Annotated in this window: 1 protein-coding gene; it reads left to right on the top strand. The window is 65.2% G+C overall.

The features are described from left to right. On the top strand, positions 1-529 hold a 529-nt coding region (locus KDK95_RS34935; RefSeq protein ID WP_212522636.1), incomplete at both ends, for a response regulator transcription factor.

A 529-nucleotide genomic window follows, 5' to 3' on the forward strand; every position in this document is an offset into this window, starting at 1 on the left:
TGGATGATCACGAGGTGGTTCGCCGGGGTATCAAGGATCTGTTGGAGGTTGAGGGGGAGTTCGAGGTGGTGGGTGAGGCGTCGACGGCGGCTGAGGCGTTGGCGCGGGTTCCGGCGCTTCGGCCGCAGGTGGCGGTGTTGGATGTGCGGTTGCCGGATGGGGACGGGGTTTCGGTGTGCCGGGATCTGCGGTCGCGGATGCCGGAGTTGGCGTGTCTGATGTTGACGTCGTTCGCGGATGATGAGGCGTTGTTCGATGCGATCATGGCGGGGGCTTCGGGGTATCTGCTGAAGCAGGTTTCGGGGACGGATCTGGTGGGGGCGGTGCGTACGGTTGCGGCGGGTGGTTCGCTGCTGGATCCGAAGCTGACGGCGGCGGTGATGACGCGGTTGCGGGCGGGGGATCGGAAGGATCCGCTTGCGGCGTTGACGGCGCAGGAGCGGCGGATCCTCGATCTGATCGGGGACGGGTTGACCAATCGGCAGATCGGGGAGCGGATGTTTCTGGCCGAGAAGACGGTGAAGAACTA

Origin of the sequence: Actinospica acidithermotolerans (genome assembly GCF_018139625.1) — a bacterium.
Lineage (GTDB): Bacteria > Actinomycetota > Actinomycetes > Streptomycetales > Catenulisporaceae > Actinospica > Actinospica acidithermotolerans.